Here is a 15,933-nt window from a genome sequence, read left to right on the forward strand (position 1 = left end):
GGATGTTGGGAATGAAACGATCCTTTCCCTCTTCCCATTGTCCTCCCATCGTAAAACATGGCTTGAGGGGACGGGGATGGTGGGACAGCTACGATTTCTTGCCAAGAGCGCAAAGGCTCTTCACCGTCCCCCCATCCCGACCTGATTTCCTACCTAAAATAGGGCTAATCAACATGCCTTGTATAACGTATTTATTATAGGATAAGCGACCTTTTCCGTCAAAAGGAAATCTCAGTCCCAATGGCGGTGAAAAACTGTGATATACTGGATATCGGAAATCAAAGAGAGGACCAGAACCTTAGCACCACTGGATATAACCCCCGCCGAAGATCTTGATTTTCCCTATCTCGTGATACACTTTTGCAAGGGATCGGAGCCGCTACCCCTTCGCCTGACTGAAATCCATCATCGACAATCCTGTGGTTGGCTGAAAACCATAGGCCAGGTCTTTGGACAGCCTGGTGAAATACTTGTCTGCGCAAACGTAAAGGAGTGTATCCATGACGGAAGTTATCGCTGTTGTCATACAATTTATTCCGCTGCTTCTGCTTTTGTTGTTGGCAAACGGGGCGGAAAGTCCCCGTCTGAAAAGAGATGGCGAACGGTCTGGAGCCTCTGTCACACTGATGGTGCTCTCTTATGTATTCCTTGGCGTCTCCTATTTTCTCCTTTTTATTCTCGGAACATTGATGCACCTGATCGGTTCGGCAGCCACCCGGAATGATGTTCCAGTGGATACGCCCGGAGTCGACCCCAAGCTGGTCGACACTCTGTTACAATCTCTCCCCTCGCTGGGAGCCAGCTTCTGGGTACCTTCTCTGCTGGGGCTCCTGCTTTTGATTCCAGCCTTGCGACGGGTGGTTGCCCGTGTGCTTCCGATTCAGTCGGATCATGTGGTTCATACCGCTTCGCTTTCTTTTTCCCTGTCCATCTGGATTTATTTCTTATTCTTTATCTCCCTTGGCCTCGACACGATCCATCAGCTCACCGCAACCCCCGGCGAAGTGGGCAATCCGATGCCGGGATTATGGGCGCAACAAATCACTTTTTTCTTCATCGCTCTGATCGGAGTGGGGTGGCTCACCCGACGTAATCTGAAAGAGAGCCTTCGCCGCCTCGGATTGGTCCTACCCACCCTGCGTCAAGTGCTGATTGGAATCGGTTCAGGTCTGTTGTTGGTGGCAGGTGCCTTACTCTTGGAAAACCTGGCTCATTGGATCGGGTTTACCCCGGATCCCCATGTGGAAAAATTGACAGAAGAAATGTTAGGCCCCCTTTACGGTTCAGTCTGGGGAATCCTAACCTTGGGGTTGTCTGCTGCCTTGGGAGAAGAAGCGATTTTCCGGGGAGCCCTGTTGCCCCGCTTCGGGTTGATCCTGACCACCCTGCTGTTCACGTTACTTCACAGCAATTACGGGCTCAGTCTGTCCACCTTGGTCGTTTTCTTGGTCGGCCTCGTCCTCGGTCTGCTTCGCAACCGGTTCAATACCAGCACCACCATGGTAGTTCATGCCACTTATAATATTTCCCTCGGTATTCTCGCCTCTCTGTACTCTTAATGTAAAAAACCTTCACAGGGGGAGGTGGGGTTTTCATATGGAGCGATTTTGGATCGGTTGAACTTCGACACCGGAATATATTCCAGTCCAGGCTATTGATTAACCAGAAAATGGGCGGCGGAAGGGAGTCGTGTGCTAACAAAGCGACCTTTGTACCATGGGCACTACAATCTCGATGGGCTGAAGCCCTGGAATAAAGGTAGCCATCCTGCCCAGCGGAGAAGTCTTACGAGAGGGCGTTTAGGGGCAACAATCTTCCCTGTGTTGCTTCCGTAAGGCTTTGCCCCTGCCCGATGGTCAGATTGGGAGCGGCCAGTTTTCACTTTCTTGCCGGATGGTAACGGTCGCGTGGGTGAACACGATCTCCTCACCCAAAATATGGCTAATCAACACGCCTGATTCCAGTCGTCTAAGAGCTCATCACAAAGGCTTGAGCCCATCTCTTCACAGCTCAAGCCTTTGTGATTTATTTCCCTCTATTAGGAAGGTATTGCAGAGGATTCCACTTACTCATGCCGACACGGACGCGGATTTCATAACGGGGAAAAACAACGGTTAATTTTCGAAGGACCTTCTCCTCCAACAAGGCGTAATCACTGGGATCCACTTTTCCTTCAGGTGTGATTTTGGCCGCCGCATGCCCACCCACGATCCGAACTTCAGCGTCCTTCACCCCTGCCACAGTCCGGGCCATGGCTCCCATCTGTTTTTCAGCATCTGTCCGAGACGGTTTGATCTTGGACCACTGTCCCACATCGGACAGGTTGGGATTGGCATTCCGGACCCCAAACCGGCCGTCGTCGTGAAGGTATCTGTATGAATCCTTTTGAAACCGGTCCCCCGTTTGGGCCGGAGTTTGATTTCGATCTGGAATCGCCCCTTGATTCCCTCCTTCACTGGCACAGCCGGCAAACAGGAGACACAAAACGATCCACGCACCGGCATACCGATTCATAAAAAAACACCTCCCTGGGGCTAGTGTACCTCTCAGGAAGGTGAAAAACTCTTGGATAAAGATTTCCGTTCCGCCAATTCATGACAGTGTCGACACCGAGCTTCGTATTTCTCCTTGGCTCCCACCTGTACGATCGGCTCGTCCTCATTTGCCGGCTCCTCATCTACCAAGCGTTGGGTCCGGCCTGCCGGGTTGCCGCATTGAACACAGATCGCCTGCAATTTGGTCACATACTCCGCCACTGCCATCAGATCCGGAGTCGGACGGAAAGGGACTCCCCGAAAATCCTGGTCCAGCCCTGCACAAATCACCCGAATGCCCTGATTAGCCAAGGTTTGAGCCACATAGACGATCTCCTCATCAAAAAACTGAACTTCATCGATAGCCACCACATCGATCTCATCGGATACATGGTCCAGAATATGTACAGCTTGGCTCAACACCGTCGCATCCGCATAGACACCATTGTGGGATGTGACAGCTTCAGGACGATAACGAGTATCTACAGCAGATTTAAAAACGGCCACCCTCTGTTTGGCGATCCGTGCCCTACGGATCCGGCGGATCAGCTCTTCGCTCTTTCCGGAGAACATTCCCCCGCAGATGACCTCAATCCATCCGTCCCTGGTCACCGGGTTCATCCCTTCCCCTCCTATGTATCAAAGGAGAAACAGGCAGGCGAGGGCCGCCTGCCTGTTTAAACCCCTGAATCATCTATATCAAGATTTACAGGTTGTATTTCTTCTTAAACCGATCCACACGGCCACCAGCACTCACATGTTTCTGTTTGCCGGTGAAAAAGGGATGGCATGCGGAGCAGATATCCACGCGCAGGTTTTCCTTTGTCGAACCGGTCTCAAAAGTATTCCCACAAGCGCAGGTCACGGTAGTCCGCTTGTACTCAGGATGAATAGCCGCTTTCATGAAACTTCACCTCTTTCCCCGTTGGGGTTTCATCCACCGATTGATCCGATGTAAAACCACTAAAATAGTATATCATGGCTTCTCAACACCTGCAAGAGGAAGGAGGGAGTGGATCCATCTTATCCCAGTAACGGCTGGGAGATTGAAGTCTCGGCAAAATAACAATAAAAGTGCAGTAGTCCGCAGACCGGTTAAGGAAGTATTTCAAGGGGGTTCATGGGTTGGTCATTGCGTCGCACCTCAAAATGGAGATGGACGCCTGTGGAATTTCCAGTAGTCCCCATGCGACCGAGCTCACTTTTACGGGAGACCTTCTGTCCTTGACTGACCGAAATCTGACTCAGATGGGCATAATAAGTGGTCCAGCCCCCACCGTGATCCACTACCACCAAATTCCCGTAATTGCCTCCCCACCCAGCCCGGATCACGGTGCCACTGCTCGCCGGCCGAATCGGTGTCTGGACACCCCGTTCATTCCAGATGTCGATCCCGGTGTGCATTTTTCCATGTCTCATACCAAACCGGCTGGTGATTTGCCCGGTCACCGGCCATCGAATAAAAGAACGCTCCCCTCCAGTCTCTGACGCCGCCAGTTGGACCTCTCCCTTTTCCGCCTCCATTGCAGGGAGAGTGGTTGCGGGAGAGATCTCTTCAGGAAGGGTCAGCACTTGTCCCACATAGGGAGCAGAGGAAAGAATAAGATCCGGGTTGGCCTCTTTCAAGGCCATCACCGTCACGTCGTTTTCCTCAGCGATGGAGGTCAAAGTTTGCCCTTCTTTTACTCGGATCCGCTTGAATTGCACCGGGATCTGGAGTCGTTGCCCCGGCTGTAACAACTGCGGATCTTTGATCCCGTTCATTTCAGCTAAGACCTGGTGATCCACCCCGTAGCGAAGACCGATCCCATAAAGAGTGTCCCCTTTTTCCACTTGGTAGGTGAGTGTTTTTTTATCCGATGAGACCGCCAGGTTTCCCTCTGCAACTGAGGTAAGGGGATTCAGGTAATGATAGAGCGCTTCTTGAGCAAGTCTCTCTTTTGGCCAATCTGGGGTATGGGGGTGGATCCCCTCCTCCGTTACGGCGCGAACAGAATTTCCATCACTGCTTGAGAACAAAGAAGCTGTGCACAATGAAAGGGAGGAGGCCACAAGTGTGGTTTTTTTGGTCATCACACCACCTCAAAGGATGTTTTGAAAAGATGCCCATCCATCTCTCCCATCTATCCTATGTCGGAAAAGAAAGGGTTATGAAGCGGTGGAAGACCGGGGGCGAGATTCCAATTTGGCGAGGAATTCCTCATTGGTCTCCGTTTCAGCCAGCTTGCGCAGAAAAGAATCGGTGAATTCCAGCCCGTCGGACATGGTTTTGCGCAGGTTCCACAGTTTCTCCTGTTCCGTTTTGGAGAGGAGGAGTTCCTCTCTGCGGGTACCGGAGCGGCGAAGATCGATCGCAGGGAAAATCCGTCGTTCGGACAGGCGGCGATCCAGATGAAGTTCCAGATTACCTGTCCCTTTAAATTCTTCATAGATCACATCATCCATCCGAGAACCTGTATCGACCAAGGCTGTGGCCAAAATGGTCAAACTACCGCCCTCTTCCACATTTCGTGCGGAACCGAAAAATCGTTTGGGCCGGTGAAAGGCGGCGGGGTCAATCCCTCCGGACAACGTACGGCCGCTAGGGGGAATCACCAGGTTGTAGGCCCGAGCCAAGCGCGTAATGCTGTCCAGTAAAATCACCACGTCCTGTTTGTGTTCAACCAATCGCTTGGCCCGCTCCAGGACCAGCTCGGACACCTTGATATGATTCTCGGGCATCTCGTCAAATGTGGAGCTAACCACTTCTCCATCGACAGACCGTTGCATATCCGTCACTTCTTCCGGCCGCTCGTCAATCAGGAGAACAAACAGAGAAATCCCCGGGTGATTGGCTGTGATGCTGTTGGCGATCTCCTTGAGCAACATCGTCTTTCCCGCCTTGGGTTGGGCAACGATCAGCCCGCGTTGTCCCAGACCTACAGGCGCGACCAAGTCCATGATTCGGGTGGATAACTGATTCGGATTCGACTCCAGATGGAGCCTTTGTTCGGGGTAGAGGGGGGTCAAAGCGGGGAAATGAAGGCGCTCTGCGGCTTGTTCCGGATCTTGGCCATTGACGGCTTCTACTTGCAACAGGCCAAAATACCGCTCATTCTCTTTCGGCGCCCTCACTTTGCCCGATACCAGATCTCCGGTGCGGAGATCGAAACGACGGATTTGTGAAGCGGAGATGTAGATATCTTCCGAAGAAGGGAGATAGTTGATAGGGCGGAGGAACCCATATCCCTCTGGCATCATCTCCAGCACGCCTTCCATAAACATCAGACCCGCTTTTTCCGCCTTGGCTTTTAGAATTGCAAAAATCAGTTCTTTCTTTTTCATCTGACTGTAATGGGAGATATGATACTCCTTAGCCAGTTGATACAGTTCCGGCAAGCGCCGGTTCTCCAGATTGTTTAAGGAAAGATCCATCAATAGCCATCACCGCACTTTTTTCAGAATGTCCTTTCCAGCTTGACCCATTCCTCCGGTGGATATTCCGGTGGTCTAAGAGCCCAGCAGGTATCCTTATAGGTCGATTGTAGTTGAGGTAGTTGGTGGGAAAATCGAGTTTCACATGACGAAAGGCGTGTGGGACCGTCTATGAGCCGCCATCTGAACCCCCACTTTCTCTCCACTAACCTTATCACCATACTCCTGGAAGGTTGCAAGGTAATATCGATACTTATAAAGTGTGTATGATCATCCCTCGCCGGGGATCAGGGCTGTGTGACCCCAAATACACATAGTGAGAGCGGGAACGAAGTGATCTTGGCGAGACTTGTTGCAAAGGATCTCCACCGGTCACACCCTATCTCCTGCTCTCCACATCGGTTCTGAATAACTCGACCGCTTAATCCAATACCAGATTCGGCTTTTTTTCCAACCTGTGCTTGCCGTCCACGAATCGAACCGTTCCGGTTTTAGCCCGCATCACCAAGGAATGGGTGGTAGCGTTGGTACCGTTGTAGCGAACGCCCTTCAGCAATTCACCGTCGGTGACTCCGGTGGCAGCGAAGATCGCATCATCTCCCCCGACCAAATCCTGCATAAACAGGGTTTGACCCGGGTCTTGAATTCCCATCTGTAGACACCGTTGAAACTGTTCGTCATCCTCAGGTAACAGACGCCCCTGGATCTCGCCACCCAAGCATTTCAAGGCGACCGCCGACAAGACTCCTTCCGGAGCTCCACCGCATCCCAAGAGCAGGTCCACACCGGTATCAGGAAAAGCGGTATGGATCGCTGCCGCCACATCCCCGTCTGGAATCAGTTTGATTCGGGCACCGGTTTTGCGGACATCTTCTATGATTTTAGTGTGACGAGGACGGTCGAGCAACGCCACGACCAGATCGTTCACATCCTTGCCGAGCGCCCGCGCGACGGCACGGAGATTTTCCTCCACCGGAGCGTTGAGATCCACTTGTCCGACGGCCCCCGGTCCCACGGCAATTTTGTCCATATACATGTCCGGAGCGTGTAATAGGTTGCCTCGATCCGCCACAGCCACGACGGACAGAGCGTTCCACAGCCCCTTCGCCACGATGTTGGTCCCTTCCAGGGGATCGACAGCCACGTCCACCTCTGGCAGATAACCGAGGCCGAGGCGTTCCCCGATGTACAACATCGGTGCTTCATCCATCTCCCCTTCACCGATGACCACGGTTCCCCGCATCGGAATCGTGTCAAAAACGGTTCGCATGGCTGAGGTGGCAGCTTCGTCCGCCTCATCCTTTTTCCCCAGACCCATCCAACGGCCGGATGCCACGGCAGCTGCTTCCGTGACCCGGACCAACTCCATTGTCAGGCTACGTTCCAACTTCAATCCCCCCCAGCTTTTTCCCTTCATGGAACCTGTGGAATTCCATTATAAAAAACACTCAATGGGATAGCCTAATCACCTCTATATGTTACACTATTTAACCCCACGGAGTGAACCCGGTTCCTCAGCCAAAGAAGAACGGGGGGAAACTCTCATTGTTGCCGACGCTTAAATGACCAGATCGGTCCTAGCAACCCAGGGCTGTGATGAACCCTAAGTGGATGATGGGAACGAAACGGTCTCTTCGCTCTTCCCATTGCCCCATCGTAAAATATGCTAATCAACATGCCCGCTAGCAACCATGGGAAAAAACCTACGGGGGCTTCATTTCGATTACGCAGAAACCAGTGCCGATCTTCTCAAGTTCATCCTTGGTAGCAGCGTACTGGTGATTCAAGTATTAAAGAAAAGACGGAATGGAATGTGAAACCCCATCCCGACCAGCTCAGTCCCCCCAAATATAGATTTACCAGACACACCCTAATTCCCCTTCAAGCCACTTTCATCTTTTTTCAGCAAAACAGGGGAGCTAGTTGGTAAGGCTGCTCCGATCTCTTGCAAAGAACGCCAAGACGAATCAAATCCACCATCCTAGCCCATTTTGACACACCACATTTGCTGAGAAGCACTAGACTCTCCAAATCTCCGCCCCCAGAGAGCTGAGCTTATTTTCAAGGTTTTCGTATCCTCTGTCAATGTGATCCACTCCGGTGATCTCTGTCATGCCTGTTGCTACCAGGCCAGCTACTACTAGAGCGGCGCCTCCCCTGAGATCCATCGCCTGTACAGCCGTTCCATGCAAGGGGAAACCTCCCCGGATCCATGCCGTCCGCCCTTCCACTCGTACATCGGCTCCCATGCGATACAGCTCATCCACTTGCTTAAACCGGGAAGCATAGATGTTATCTGTCACCAGACTCGTCCCTTCCGCTTGGGTGAGCAAGGAAGTGAAAGGTTGTTGTAAATCTGTGGGAAATCCGGGATAAGGGAGGGTTTTGATATCTACAGCCTGATACTTTTCCTTGCCGATCACCCGGAGGGACTCATCTGACTCCTTTACGGCGATCCCCATCTCTCGCAATTTTGCCGACAAGGGCTCCAGATGGAGAGGGATCACATTCTCCACGGTCACATCTCCCACAGTGGCCGCTGCAAAGATCATATAGGTCCCTGCCTCGATCCGGTCGGGGATGATGGAGTGACGACACCCTTGCAAAGAGCGCCGACCCTGGATCCGAATCACATCGGTGCCGGCTCCCTGAATTCGGGCCCCCATGGAGGAGAGGAGCGTAGCTACATCGATAATCTCGGGTTCTTTGGCTGCATTCTCGATCACGGTGACCCCCTCCGCCCGAGAAGCCGCCAACATGATATTAATCGTGGCCCCCACGCTCATTACATCGAGATAGACTCTTGCCCCTTTCAGACGAGAAGCGGTCAGGTGGATGGAACCCTCCTTGCAAACCACTTGGGCTCCTAATGCTTCCAAGCCCTTAATATGCTGATCGATGGGACGGGGTCCCAGATTACAGCCTCCGGGAAGTCCCACCACCGCCTCTCCAAACCGGCCCAACATCGCACCCATCAGATAATAGGAGGCCCGCAGTTTTTTCACGCTTGGACCCGCCATCGGCTGGTTTCTCATTTGACGCCCGTCGATGCGGAGACGATCCCCCTCTCGGGTCACTTCCGCTCCCAAACTGCGAATAATTCCCTCAAAGACTTGCACATCCTGAACATCGGGTAAATTTTCTATCACTGTGACCGACTCGGCTAGAATCGTGGCTGGAATCAAAGCCAGTGCACTGTTTTTTGCCCCGCTGACCGGTACATGTCCGTAAAGCGGGCGTCCTCCTTTGATCATCAGCTTTTCCATCTTGACCCTCCCTCTCAATTGACGCCTGACCTGGGCGTACCCCTCCATGAAAAGGGAAATCCGGCGGCGACAGGCCACACCTGCACCGCCGGAACACTGATGATTGAGATCCTCAGCTCCTGCTTATCCTTTGATCGCTTGTTCCCAGTCTCTCTTAAACCGCTCGATCCCTTGATCGGTCAAGGGATGCTGCAACAGTTTCTTCATGACGCCGAAGGGGAGCGTGGCGATATGAGCTCCACTTTCCGCCGCCTGGGTAACATGAATGGGGTGGCGTACACTCGCTGCAATGATCTCTGTCCCAATCTCATGTACATCAAAGATATGAGCGATTTGTCCAATCAATTCCATTCCGTCATGGCTGATATCATCCAGCCTCCCGATAAAAGGACTCACATAGGTGGCCCCGGCCCGTGCCGCCATCAAAGCCTGATTGGCGGAAAAAACCAGAGTAACATTGGTTTGTATTCCCGCTTGAGAGAAGCGGTGGACAGCTTTCAACCCTTCCCCAGTCATCGGCACTTTGATGGTGATCTTTTCAGAAATGGCTGTGAGCGGTTCCGCCTCTTTCCACATACCTTCGGCATCATCACTCATCACTTCTGCACTGATGGAACCGTCGACGCTCTCTACGATTTCCCGAAGGACCTCAGTGAAGTCTCGGCCTGATTTGGCCACCAGACTCGGATTGGTGGTGACTCCAGAAAGAATGCCCCATTGGTTTGCCTCGCGAATCTCATCTACATCGGCAGTATCGATAAAAAATTTCAAAGCGGATCATCTCCTGTAAATATTGAAGAGGGGGGCCGATGGGCTCCCCAGGAATCAAGCCTTGCCGGAACTGCCGAACAGACGCATCTTGCCTTGAACCGTCTCTTGGATCGCTTCCCGACCTGGACCCAGATATTTACGCGGGTCGATCATATCTGGTTGGCTCATCAGCAGGTCACGAATCACCTGAGTGCAGGCGACCTGGCTTTCCGTGTTGACATTGATCTTACCCACACCCCGTCGGATGGACTCTTGAATCGCCGAATCCGGCACTCCGGAACCACCGTGAAGAACGATGGGGGCATCGATGTTTTGAGCCACTTCTTCGATAATGTTAAAGTGGATTTTTGGTTCACCTTTGTACATCCCATGAGCAGTTCCGACGGCAATCGCCATCGCATCCACTTGGGTCTCCTCCCAAAAGCGGATCGCCTCTTTCGGGTTGGCGAGGGCTGCTTTCTCTTCATCCACCTGCACATCGTCCTCCACTCCGCCGATGGTTCCCAGCTCCCCTTCGACGGATACGCCTACCGCATGGGCCGCTTTGACGATCTCCTGGGTCAGGCGGATGTTTTCCTCATAGGGATGATGGGATCCATCAAACATGACAGAAGAAAAACCGGCCTGGATGCATTTCATCGCCACTTCAAAACTGCTCCCGTGATCCAGGTGGAGTGCCACGGGCACTTCCGCCTCTTTGGCAGCGATCTCAGCCATCGCCACCACATATTCAAGCCCCATATAACGCATGGCCCCTTCACTGACACCGAAAATAAAAGGGGACTTCTCTGCCTTAGCCGCAGCGGCGATTCCCTGAACAAACTCCAGGTTATTCATATTAAACTGTCCCACCGCAAATCCTTCTTTTTTAGCGCGGGGGAGAAACTCGGTCATCGGTACCAATGACATATGGAAATCCTCCTCGTCTGGATGGGTTTGTGAAAAATGAACCTCCGAACTCCCGTTATGTACCACCTACCATGACACCGGGAGCCGCTGGCGTCGCCCCAAAAAAGCAAGACAATACCGTTGCCAATCCCGAATCGGGAGGGTGTTCACCGATATTTTAACATAAAACACCTGCCGGTACCTGATCCGACATTAGTGAGGATGACCTCCTCGCAGGTAAAATCGGGGCGCCGCCCGCTCCAGCTGCTGAACACTTTCCGGACTGTGGGATCCATTTCACCTGACGGCGCCAAATTTTCTACAATCCTGAGTCATTTCATGTCAAGCGAGTTGAATAACTATATTTTGGTAAGTAAGTCGTGTTTACCCCCGCGACTATACCCTCCCACAAGGAAGTAGAGGCTGGCGCTACAAGTCTTCTGGGCTAGAGTCGGTCAGGATGGGGTTTCGCATTCCGGCATCTTCCGATCCAAAATCGCTTCATGTGAAACCCCATCCTCCCTGTACCAATTTCTTTTTCCACCCTGTTTCTAGACGACCTCCCTTCAGATTCTCCGCAGGGTAGATGGCTACTTAATCTAGAGCTTTAGTCCCTTTGGATGGTAGTGCCCATGGTACAAAGGTCGCTTTGCACCCACAGGGCACAAGTCTCGCCAGGGTCGCTTCCGCTCCCAGGTCTCGCTTTGGCAGCACACGACTCCCTTCCGCTGCCCATTTTCTGGTTAATCAACAGACCTATTCCGGTGACTATTTTTTCAGTCTCTCCTCCTCTTTTACCCGATTTTTCATCAAAATATGACCCTTCTACTTCCCCTTCAGACCTAGCAAGCGCCGAGCTTCCTCGGGTGTGGCCACATCGCGCTCCAATTCCGTGGCGAGCCGCTTCACTCGGGCCACCAGTTGGGCATTGGTGTCCCACTCGCCTTTCCGGTAATAAATGTTATCTTCCAAACCGACCCGGACATGTCCCCCCTGGGTAATTCCCAGAGTAGCCATTGGAAGCTGATGTTTGCCGATGGCTGCCACGGTCCAGGTAGCACCTGCAGGCAACTGGTGGATCAAGAGCAGGAGATAGCGGGCCGTTGCTGGCATGCCGCCGGGGACGCCCATGACAAAGTCAAAGTGGAGATGGCCGGTGACCCAGCCCTCCTGAACCAAACGCAGAGCGGTTCCAAGCATTCCTGTATCGAAAACTTCAAACTCCGGCCGCACCCCGGATCGTTCCATGGTTTCCGCAAAGCGACGGATCTCTGCGAGGGGATTCATAAACACTTCTTCCCCGAAATTGACTGTCCCTGTGGTCAGGGTTGCCATCTCCGGCCTCAGGGAGACCGGTTGTAGCCTCTCTTCTGCCGTCATCCCCACAGCTCCCCCAGTGGATACCTGGATGATGATGGGACAACGCTTGCGGATCTCCCGGATCGTCGCCTCATACAGATCCCGCCTCTGACTGGGCCTGCCCGCTTCATCCCGGACATGGATGTGGGCGATGGCCGCTCCTGCCTCCCATGATTGAGCCGCTGCCTCTCTGATCTCTTCCGGGGTAACCGGAAGGTAAGGGGTGTCTTGCCGGGTCACTTCCGCCCCAACCAAGGCAGCCGTAATGATCAATTTTTCCATGGCCTGCCCCTCCTGGACCTATCTTGTTTTTTCAGACGTGCAAACGTTGCTTATCTAAGGGAACCACACAGGTTCCCGTTGCTTGAGCCACCAGCTGCGGTTCCTCCAGCACACGGGCAGCGGAGGGGTGGGCAAGGTCGATATGGGCTTCAATCACTTTGTATCGGCGAAGCTCATTTTCCGGGAGGTCTTTCCCTTTCCCGCGATTTTGCCGGTGGCCTCGATATATCCCCTGCGTACACTGGCGCTGTGAACTCCACGGAATCATAAGCCACAAACAAACCCTCATCCCCATCCAGACGGATCAGGAGTTCCGTCGCCACATCGCCGAACAAGGACATCATTCTGGCGCCGTCCACCAGATCTCCTCCGTAATGAGCATCGGACTGACTCATGCACAAACGGATCTTCACTGCTTCCGACATTCGTTCTCCCTTTCTATTTTGTAGGTTCATTCGGTTTGTGTTAGATGGCGAATCACTTCCGTCCGCAATTCCATCACATCAAAAGGTTTCGTAAAGTGGGCTCGTGCCCCCAGTTTGGTTGCCTCCTCCACCATATCCAATTCTCCATAGGCGGTCATCATGATCACGATCGCCTCTATTTTTTCTTTTTTCAGTTGTCGGAGCAGTTCAAGGCCGTCCATTCCCGGCATTTTCATGTCTAACAAAATCAAATCGGGGTCTTCCTTGCGGATGATCTCCAGCGCCAATTTCCCATTAGCCGCCTGAAAAATGTTTATCCCCTCTCGGGAGAATACCTCCGTCAATAGAATGCGGATACCGTATTGATCATCGACAACCAAAACTTTTTTATCCGAAAGCATACTTGTCCCCCCTCGTGAGAACCTCATTTTGGCATGTATGGAAAGCACGATCCCTACTCAACCCAGTGGACTTTTTCAATTTTATGTATACTGGTTACCCATTTCCCGGAGCTGACGGGTGCCGGCGAGGAGAAATGTGGATTCTTTTTTATATTCACAACCGGATGTCTCTTTTCCTTCTATTCTTAGCAGCGATCCGGAAAGGATAAGCCCCGTTCATCCTTTCCCAACAAAAAAACGCGCCTTTTGGCGCGTAAAAAAGTGATGGTTCAGCCCAGTCAGGCGTGGACTTTTTGTCTCGCTTTTAAGGATGCCGCTACAAATTCCCGGAACAGAGGTTGGGGGCGGTCCGGACGGGAGGTGAATTCAGGATGGAACTGACAGCTGACAAACCAGGGATGATCCTGCAGTTCCACGATCTCTACCAGACGTCCGTCCGGTGAGATCCCGGAGAATACATAGCCCGCTTCCAGCAACTGCTCCCGGTATTCATTGTTAAATTCATAGCGGTGCCGATGTCGCTCATAGACCAATCCATTCCCGTAAGCCGCTTGGGCTCGAGTACCAGGTTGCAGTTTGCAGGGATATAGACCCAGTCGCATCGTTCCCCCCAAATCCTCGATCTCCTTTTGTTCCGGGAGCAAATCGATCAGAGGATAGGGCGTTTCTGGATCGATCTCGGAGCTGTTGGCCCCCTCTAATCCCAACACATGGCGAGCTCCTTCGATACAGACCACCTGCATGCCTAAGCAGATACCGAACATGGGGATTTGTTGTTCTCGAGCATAACGGACGGCTGCAATCTTCCCCTCAATCCCCCGATCGCCGAAACCGCCTGGCACCAGAATGCCATCCGCATCCTTCAATAGCTCGTGGACATTGTCAGAGGTGACCTCTTCGGAGTTGACCCAAAGAATCTCCACTTCGCTATCATTGGCAAACCCGGCGTGATTCAAAGCTTCAACCACACTCATATAAGCATCCCGCAAAGCCACATACTTGCCTACCACGGCGATTTTCAAGTGATGGCTCAGATTTTCCACCCGATTGACGAGAGCGATCCAGTCAGTCATATCCGCTTCCTGGCAATCCAGCCCCAGATGACGAACCACGATCTGATCCAACCCCTCGGCTTGTACCATCAGAGGGACTTTATACAAAGTATCCGCATCCAGCATCTCAATCACAGCTTCGCGGTCAATGTCACAAAAGAGTGCGAGCTTCTGCTTCATCTCCTCAGAGAGGGGACGTTCAGCCCGGCAAACGATCACATGGGGTTGGATTCCAATACTTCTCAGCTCTTTTACACTGTGTTGCGTCGGTTTGGTCTTCAGTTCGCCGGTGGCGGAAAGCTCGGGAATCAATGTGCAATGGATATACATGACATGCTCCCGGCCGACCTCACTTTTGATCTGGCGAATCGCCTCCAAAAAAGGAAGGCTCTCAATATCTCCCACGGTCCCGCCGATCTCTGTGATGACCACATCAGGATGGGTTTCCCGGGCCGCCCGGAATACCCGGTCCTTAATCTCATTGGTGATATGAGGGATCACCTGCACCGTCCCCCCGAGATAATCCCCGCGCCTTTCTTTATTAATCACGGCAGAGTAGATTTTTCCGGTGGTCACATTGCTATTTTTGGACAGATTGATGTCGATGAATCGTTCATAGTGGCCCAAATCGAGGTCCGTTTCCGCTCCATCGTCGGTGACGAAGACCTCTCCGTGTTGATACGGGCTCATGGTTCCCGGGTCCACGTTGATGTATGGATCAAACTTTTGAATCGTTACAGTCAATCCACGGTTTTTTAACAACCGTCCCAGTGAGGCAGCGGTAATTCCTTTTCCCAGGGATGATACCACACCGCCGGTTACAAAAATAAATTTCGTCATCGATCCGCCCTCCTCCGGTTATCGTTCCCAGTATAACTTCCAGACATTAAAAAAAGCGCCTCCCTATAATTAGGGGGCACCTTACGCGCAAAAGACTACAGTGGCAACGGCTGCCACGACTCATTAGTAAAAAACAAAATTTAGCCCATTAGCTACTTTACTGCCGGGATCCTACTTTGTCAAGATGCCTCTGTTTTCACTTACGAGGTCTTCTCGTCATCTTCATCAAAGTCCCCGTCCAAATCCTCTTCCCCCTCGGAGTCCTCCTCTTCAAACAGATCCTCTTCCACTTCGTCGACATCCTCTTTCACATTCTGGGCGACGGCGGAGTCAGTAGTTTGATCCAAGGGATACCAGCGTTTCAATCCCCACAAGCTTTTCCCAACACAGATAAACCGGCCGTCAATATTGATTTCCGTATACAGCTGGGCGATCAGCCGCTGGGACTCCTCTTCCGAAAACCCCTTCATCCGGCCAATCTCCTTCATGATTTCCCGATATAACAACGGTTCACCCTTTTCATTCAATATATGATAAGCGATGTCGACCATGGCGGTCTCCCGGATACCTTCTTCATTCAACTCTGCCAAGTTCATCCCCCACACACTTCCTTCCTGTGAAAAGTCTGAGGATCCACTAATTCCTATTTACCGTATGTCTATTTTAACCAAAACCTTAACGAAGTCAACTGATGGAACTGT

At 52.3% G+C, this 15,933-nt stretch carries 15 protein-coding genes; 1 reads left to right on the forward strand and 14 read right to left on the reverse strand.

All coding sequences use genetic code 11. The features are described 5' to 3' along the window. The first annotated feature begins 500 nt into the window (after nt 1-500). On the forward strand, nt 501-1,559 hold the full coding sequence (locus JOD24_RS06355) for a CPBP family glutamic-type intramembrane protease (protein WP_380165035.1): 1,059 nt from the start codon (nt 501-503) through the stop codon (nt 1,557-1,559). A 466-nt stretch (nt 1,560-2,025) separates the two neighbouring features. Here JOD24_RS06355 and JOD24_RS06360 read toward each other — a convergent pair whose 3' ends face one another. The 14 genes from JOD24_RS06360 to rpoE all read right to left on the reverse strand — a co-directional run bounded on the left by JOD24_RS06360 (nt 2,026) and on the right by rpoE (nt 15,828). Beyond that, nucleotides 2,026-2,514 (reverse strand): hypothetical protein, encoded by a 489-nt coding sequence (locus JOD24_RS06360; protein WP_380165033.1) that lies wholly within the window; start codon nt 2,512-2,514, stop codon nt 2,026-2,028. A gap of 32 nt (nt 2,515-2,546) precedes the next feature. Beyond that, nucleotides 2,547-3,155 (reverse strand): thymidine kinase, encoded by a 609-nt coding sequence (locus tag JOD24_RS06365; protein WP_429246540.1) that lies wholly within the window; start codon nt 3,153-3,155, stop codon nt 2,547-2,549. A gap of 85 nt (nt 3,156-3,240) precedes the next feature. Beyond that, nucleotides 3,241-3,438 carry a 50S ribosomal protein L31 gene (gene rpmE, locus JOD24_RS06370; protein WP_009710478.1) on the reverse strand — a complete coding sequence of 66 codons (198 nt, stop codon included), beginning with the start codon at nt 3,436-3,438 and terminating at the stop codon, nt 3,241-3,243. A gap of 191 nt (nt 3,439-3,629) precedes the next feature. Further along, nucleotides 3,630-4,607: a LysM peptidoglycan-binding domain-containing M23 family metallopeptidase gene (locus JOD24_RS06375; protein WP_429246541.1), complete on the reverse strand. Its 978-nt coding sequence runs from the start codon at nt 4,605-4,607 to the stop codon at nt 3,630-3,632. Between the two features lie 75 nt (nt 4,608-4,682). Continuing rightward, a complete protein-coding gene (gene rho, locus JOD24_RS06380) occupies nt 4,683-5,948 on the reverse strand; it encodes a transcription termination factor Rho (RefSeq protein WP_380165028.1) in 1,266 nt (421 codons plus the stop codon). A gap of 421 nt (nt 5,949-6,369) precedes the next feature. Next, the gene (gene glpX, locus JOD24_RS06385; RefSeq protein ID WP_380165026.1) at nt 6,370-7,335 is read right to left on the reverse strand and encodes a class II fructose-bisphosphatase; all 966 of its coding nucleotides are present in this window, start codon (nt 7,333-7,335) and stop codon (nt 6,370-6,372) included. Between the two features lie 631 nt (nt 7,336-7,966). Next, nucleotides 7,967-9,214 carry a UDP-N-acetylglucosamine 1-carboxyvinyltransferase gene (gene murA / locus JOD24_RS06390; RefSeq protein ID WP_429246542.1) on the reverse strand — a complete coding sequence of 416 codons (1,248 nt, stop codon included), beginning with the start codon at nt 9,212-9,214 and terminating at the stop codon, nt 7,967-7,969. 123 nt (nt 9,215-9,337) lie between these two features. Further along, the gene (gene fsa, locus JOD24_RS06395; RefSeq protein ID WP_380165022.1) at nt 9,338-9,985 is read right to left on the reverse strand and encodes a fructose-6-phosphate aldolase; all 648 of its coding nucleotides are present in this window, start codon (nt 9,983-9,985) and stop codon (nt 9,338-9,340) included. Between the two features lie 54 nt (nt 9,986-10,039). Next, the gene (gene fba / locus JOD24_RS06400) at nt 10,040-10,894 is read right to left on the reverse strand and encodes a class II fructose-1,6-bisphosphate aldolase (protein ID WP_429246543.1); all 855 of its coding nucleotides are present in this window, start codon (nt 10,892-10,894) and stop codon (nt 10,040-10,042) included. Between the two features lie 804 nt (nt 10,895-11,698). Then, on the reverse strand, nt 11,699-12,514 hold the full coding sequence (gene kce, locus JOD24_RS06405; RefSeq protein WP_429246544.1) for a 3-keto-5-aminohexanoate cleavage enzyme: 816 nt from the start codon (nt 12,512-12,514) through the stop codon (nt 11,699-11,701). Between the two features lie 173 nt (nt 12,515-12,687). Then, nucleotides 12,688-12,939, reverse strand: a complete 252-nt coding sequence (locus tag JOD24_RS06410; protein ID WP_429246545.1) for a hypothetical protein — start codon at nt 12,937-12,939, stop codon at nt 12,688-12,690. 26 nt (nt 12,940-12,965) lie between these two features. Then, on the reverse strand, nt 12,966-13,340 hold the full coding sequence (locus tag JOD24_RS06415) for a response regulator (protein WP_429246546.1): 375 nt from the start codon (nt 13,338-13,340) through the stop codon (nt 12,966-12,968). A gap of 278 nt (nt 13,341-13,618) precedes the next feature. Beyond that, nucleotides 13,619-15,232 (reverse strand): CTP synthase, encoded by a 1,614-nt coding sequence (gene pyrG, locus JOD24_RS06420; RefSeq protein ID WP_429246547.1) that lies wholly within the window; start codon nt 15,230-15,232, stop codon nt 13,619-13,621. 200 nt (nt 15,233-15,432) lie between these two features. After that, the gene (gene rpoE / locus JOD24_RS06425) at nt 15,433-15,828 is read right to left on the reverse strand and encodes a DNA-directed RNA polymerase subunit delta (protein ID WP_429246548.1); all 396 of its coding nucleotides are present in this window, start codon (nt 15,826-15,828) and stop codon (nt 15,433-15,435) included. Nucleotides 15,829-15,933: the final 105 nt, after the last annotated feature.

It is taken from the genome of Kroppenstedtia sanguinis (assembly GCF_050433445.1).
GTDB classification, from domain to species: domain Bacteria; phylum Bacillota; class Bacilli; order Thermoactinomycetales; family DSM-45169; genus Kroppenstedtia; species Kroppenstedtia sanguinis.

Bases quoted from the DNA above. Each gene is read 5' to 3' on its own strand.
- JOD24_RS06415 (WP_429246546.1), bottom strand. From the start codon at position 13,340: ATGCTTTCGGATAAAAAAGTTTTGGTTGTCGATGATCAATACGGTATC.
- rpoE (WP_429246548.1), bottom strand. From the start codon at position 15,828: ATGAACTTGGCAGAGTTGAATGAAGAAGGTATCCGGGAGACCGCCATG.
- rpmE (WP_009710478.1), bottom strand. From the start codon at position 3,438: ATGAAAGCGGCTATTCATCCTGAGTACAAGCGGACTACCGTGACCTGC.
- kce (WP_429246544.1), bottom strand. From the start codon at position 12,514: ATGGAAAAATTGATCATTACGGCTGCCTTGGTTGGGGCGGAAGTGACC.
- murA (WP_429246542.1), bottom strand. From the start codon at position 9,214: ATGGAAAAGCTGATGATCAAAGGAGGACGCCCGCTTTACGGACATGTA.
- fba (WP_429246543.1), bottom strand. From the start codon at position 10,894: ATGTCATTGGTACCGATGACCGAGTTTCTCCCCCGCGCTAAAAAAGAA.
- JOD24_RS06360 (WP_380165033.1), bottom strand. From the start codon at position 2,514: ATGAATCGGTATGCCGGTGCGTGGATCGTTTTGTGTCTCCTGTTTGCC.
- JOD24_RS06410 (WP_429246545.1), bottom strand. From the start codon at position 12,939: ATGTCGGAAGCAGTGAAGATCCGTTTGTGCATGAGTCAGTCCGATGCT.
- JOD24_RS06375 (WP_429246541.1), bottom strand. From the start codon at position 4,607: ATGACCAAAAAAACCACACTTGTGGCCTCCTCCCTTTCATTGTGCACA.
- JOD24_RS06355 (WP_380165035.1), top strand. From the start codon at position 501: ATGACGGAAGTTATCGCTGTTGTCATACAATTTATTCCGCTGCTTCTG.
- JOD24_RS06365 (WP_429246540.1), bottom strand. From the start codon at position 3,155: ATGAACCCGGTGACCAGGGACGGATGGATTGAGGTCATCTGCGGGGGA.
- rho (WP_380165028.1), bottom strand. From the start codon at position 5,948: ATGGATCTTTCCTTAAACAATCTGGAGAACCGGCGCTTGCCGGAACTG.
- pyrG (WP_429246547.1), bottom strand. From the start codon at position 15,232: ATGACGAAATTTATTTTTGTAACCGGCGGTGTGGTATCATCCCTGGGA.